This is a genomic window from Fusibacter sp., assembly GCF_057447755.1.
This window is the reverse complement of the sequence record NZ_JBVBZF010000322.1, coordinates 1-3,936: the sequence shown is the minus strand read 5'-3', so window position 1 is coordinate 3,936 and position 3,936 is coordinate 1. Positions and strand designations below refer to the sequence as shown.

The 3,936-nt window shown below is 34.9% G+C and carries 5 protein-coding genes; 2 read left to right on the top strand and 3 right to left on the bottom strand.

The window, feature by feature from the left end:
- Window positions 1-174: YgjP-like metallopeptidase domain-containing protein (locus AC220I_RS19405; RefSeq protein WP_486725517.1), on the bottom strand; the 174-nt coding region annotated here is incomplete at its 3' end.
- Between the two features lie 187 nt (window positions 175-361).
- On the opposite strand from AC220I_RS19405, the gene AC220I_RS19400 reads away from it, so the two are divergent.
- Entirely contained in the window at window positions 362-826 is a 465-nt protein-coding gene (locus AC220I_RS19400; RefSeq protein ID WP_486725516.1) for a helix-turn-helix domain-containing protein, read from the top strand.
- 23 nt (window positions 827-849) lie between these two features.
- Entirely contained in the window at window positions 850-1,713 is an 864-nt protein-coding gene (locus AC220I_RS19395; protein ID WP_486725515.1) for an alpha/beta fold hydrolase, read from the top strand.
- Between the two features lie 295 nt (window positions 1,714-2,008).
- Here AC220I_RS19395 and AC220I_RS19390 read toward each other — a convergent pair whose 3' ends face one another.
- Complete coding sequence (locus AC220I_RS19390) at window positions 2,009-3,439, bottom strand: MerR family transcriptional regulator (protein WP_486725514.1); 1,431 nt, start codon at window positions 3,437-3,439, stop codon at window positions 2,009-2,011.
- A 131-nt stretch (window positions 3,440-3,570) separates the two neighbouring features.
- Window positions 3,571-3,936, bottom strand: a 366-nt coding sequence (locus AC220I_RS19385) for a GNAT family N-acetyltransferase (RefSeq protein ID WP_486725513.1), incomplete at its 5' end; no start/stop codon positions are given.

The following is a 3,936-nucleotide window of genomic DNA, read 5'->3' as shown; positions in this document are numbered from 1 at the left end:
AGTACAACTTGCCCAACGTTTCTTCTGTTCTTTCACTCTGACATCAGTAGGTTTAAGATCAAAGTACTTCTGATAAAAAACAATACGTTCACTTACCTTCTCAAGCGTTTTATGTCTGTACCATTCTTCCATGGATGCTTTCAGTTTTACTTGTTCTCTTGTTGGTGTACTAATGATGAGCTTGCACTATGAAGATTACAATATAATACAAACACCCTAAAACTCCTTATAATTCCTTAAAATTACTTTAATTTCATTTTATCACTTGACACATTCCTTATAGTGGTGTATTATGGTGCAAACAAGGAACTTTAGAACCTTAAAAACTATGGATTAAGTAAATACCGAAGGGAGATATTCTATGAGTGCCAAATACTATACTGTGGAACAAGTATCTGAAATGGTTGGACTGCATGTTAAGACTGTGCGTAGATATATAAGAGAGGGGAAACTAAAAGCCCATAAAGTTGGAAAACAGTGGCGTATCACTGGACATGACTTAAGTAATTTTACTGAAGGTGAAGTTTCTGACAGAAATACACTAAATTCAAATAGTATTGAGCTTAAAACTAACAGTGAAGAGAATCAATTATATGAGAAAGTTAAAGTTTCTGCTGTAGTAGATATTGAAGTTTCAAGTACGGACGAAGCGTCTCGAATTTCCAACATGCTAATGGCTGTAATGAATCATAAAGATCCTAAGTATGGCGTATCTACGATGAACATACAATTTTTAGAATCAGATCGAAAAATAAGAGTAATGATTTGGGGATCTATTCATTTCATAGAAAATATTCTTGGTTCAATATCAGTAATAACGAGTTAATGGCGTGTAGAAAGGACGATAAAATGAAAGTAAATTCAGTTTTTAAATCGAATGAGGGTAAAGAAAAAATTCTCAATTTTTATAATCGAAAGTTAGATCAATGGCCAATCAAGTATAAAGAAAGATATATTGCTACTGATTATGGTGAAACATATATTATTGAATCTGGTTGTGATAAATCACCACCACTTGTGATGATACATGGATCAAGTACAAACTCATCCATGTGGATAGGTGATGTCGAAAGATTAAGCAAGGATTATCACATTATTCTTATAGATATACTAGGTGAACCTGGGAAAAGTTCAGAGAATAGACATTCGTTAACAAATAGTGACCATGCTGACTGGATAAAACAAATTCTAGAAGCTCTTAATATAGAAAATGCCAGTTTTGTCGGAAACTCACTAGGTGGTTGGATGATTTTGAAATTTGCAACGTGTTACCCGCATTTAGTCAACAAAATTGTACTATTAGCAACATCAGGCATATCACCAGTCAGACCATCATTTTCCATAAAACTTATCCCATTTTTGCTCATGGGAAGTCGTGGTTTAAAACATATTAATCAAATCGTGTATGGCAGGACTAAGTTTCCAGATGAAGTAATAGAAATTTCCAATTTAATTATGAGTAATTTCAAGCCGAGAGTTGGTTCTATCCCAGTGTTTTCAGATAATGAACTCGAAAGATTAACGATGCCACTTTTATTCATTGGTGGTGAGAAAGACGCATTACTTCCTACGTTAAAGACTGCAAAAAGATTTAATAATGTATTGCCTCATGCTGAAGTTATTGTTCTTAAAAATAGAGGCCACGTCATAATCGATGTTCTGGATGATATACTAAATTTTCTAAGTTCTGATATACGAGAGAATGCAATGTAAATACCAGATTCATCTCGCAACATGTCGTTTCCCAACAAGCTATGTTTTTCTTCAAAATAGGTCTTTTATGGTATAAAGAGATAAGAACAAAATAGTATGTATAAGACACTGTTAATAATCTATCACTGAGGCCTTTTGTTCTTTCCTTCCTTCCCAAATTAAATGCACAATCAAACCAAAAACAAACCCCACCACGATCTATGCATCAGTAGGGTTATCCACAGCGAAGCGAGGACGCTAACCCGTATGATGTATAGATCGTGGTGGGGCCTTATAAAATTCGATGTCATTTAATTTAATTCACTTTATTCATTATGAACTCAAAGTAAAAATGATTTTCTGAATTGTCATCTTTAGGGAACAAGTACATGGCGTTTGCACCTTCAAACCCTGAGTATTCTGTATTACAAGTTACCTCAACGCCTTCTTCTTCAAAATGGAAACCTTGAAAGCTCTGATTGACGATGTTACTTGCAATCCTATCATTTACATTATTAAATATTCCTACACCCTCTTGTGCACCTACGTAAGAGAATGACATGAGAAGCATCTGCAAATCATAGCTCTGAACCCACTCCTTTGTATTTTCCTTCTCAACCATAAAGTAAACGCTTTTGATGTTTTCACCATCCATATCAAAGTGAAGTTCAGGAAGCTCTTCTCCAATATTAAAGTAGATGGTGTTGTTTTCTTGGGGATATTCTTGCCATTTCCCATTTTCATCTAGATAAGAATTTCTGAACTCAACATCCAAAAGAGAAATATAATAATTGTAGTTTTCGGAGAACTCTGCCACAGTTAAGTCACCACGATTAGGTGGCAGCTGTTGAAACAAGACTGTTAAAATTATTAAAAAGAACATTAAACCATTAAGAGCTAAAAAAGCTACCGTTCTATACCATTTGGTGTCTTTTATCGTATAAGATATATTTTTATCCCACGAAAAAGGCGCTTCACTTTTACAAATATTATAGCTTTTTACCAGTCTCACAAGGCTATAAATCGGAATATTATAACCCAGACCTTGTCCGATGACACGCCAAGTCCTACTTAAGCCCTCCTTATAATATAAGTTGCGCCCTGAAGCCACTTGGAGTCTTAGCCCAAAGACTGCCTTACCGATCGTTGTGCCAAATTTGTTAAGCAATAAGGGCTCAACAAGAAGCATGACCCCCATGGAAAAAAACATATCTATTATTGCCGTCAAATTGTCACCGTTTGCAATGTTAACATGAAACACAAGTGCTTTGACAACACTAATTAAAGTGCTGTATATAAAGATATCCAAAGTCCTTGCGAAATACCTTCTCCAAGGATAATACACATGAGAAACCTCGACTTCCTCATCCATAATATCTGCAGCCAGTAAATTAATTGCCAAATACTTTTGAGGGTCTAAAGTGTCAAACGAAACCTGCTCTTCAAGAAGCTGGCGGCATATTTTTTTAACCTTGGGTGAATTCTTAATTTTCTCCTTATTGTCTTCCAAATGCTGAGACAAGATTGTCATTAAATCCTCGTGCCCCATCATTAGGCCTTTAATTTGATCCACCGATATATGTATTGTTCTCAACAGTTTGATTTTCAATAACATGTCTACTTCTTTAGAGGTGTAATCCCGATAGCCATTTTCAAGTCTTTCAGGCTTAATGAATCCCTCACCTTCATAATACTGTATAAGGTCTAGATCAATCTCTGTTACTTCTGATACTTCTGTTATTGTCATTTTTATTTCCTACCTCTCATTATGTCATTCGTTAATGAAGAATTATAAATATAATACGATGTTTGCTCTAGTAAGAATGATTTTTCACTTGATGTGTCTTCATAGTGAAGACGATTTTTAAGACCTACAACTTACTTTAGATCAAACAAAATTTCATATCTGTAACCGGCAAGCGTAAAACCATTTTTTTCATACATTTCTTTCGCTGTATCCTCGTGATCTGTGACCATATAGACGGTTTTGACCCCTTTATCATTAGCTGCCTTCATCAATGCTTTTACCACTTGAGTTCCAAAACCTTTTCTTTGATAAATATCTACGATATCAAAATCCTCGATTTTAGCTGCATGTGGACAAATATGAAGTTCACAATTACCTACAGGCTCTTCCTTGTGATAACACACATAAAGCGAGGTGTTTTTTGCGTCATCTTTATAAATATCCAGTTTCCTATTAATACGTCTAATTGCAAACCCGACTTCCATATGCTTGTAATT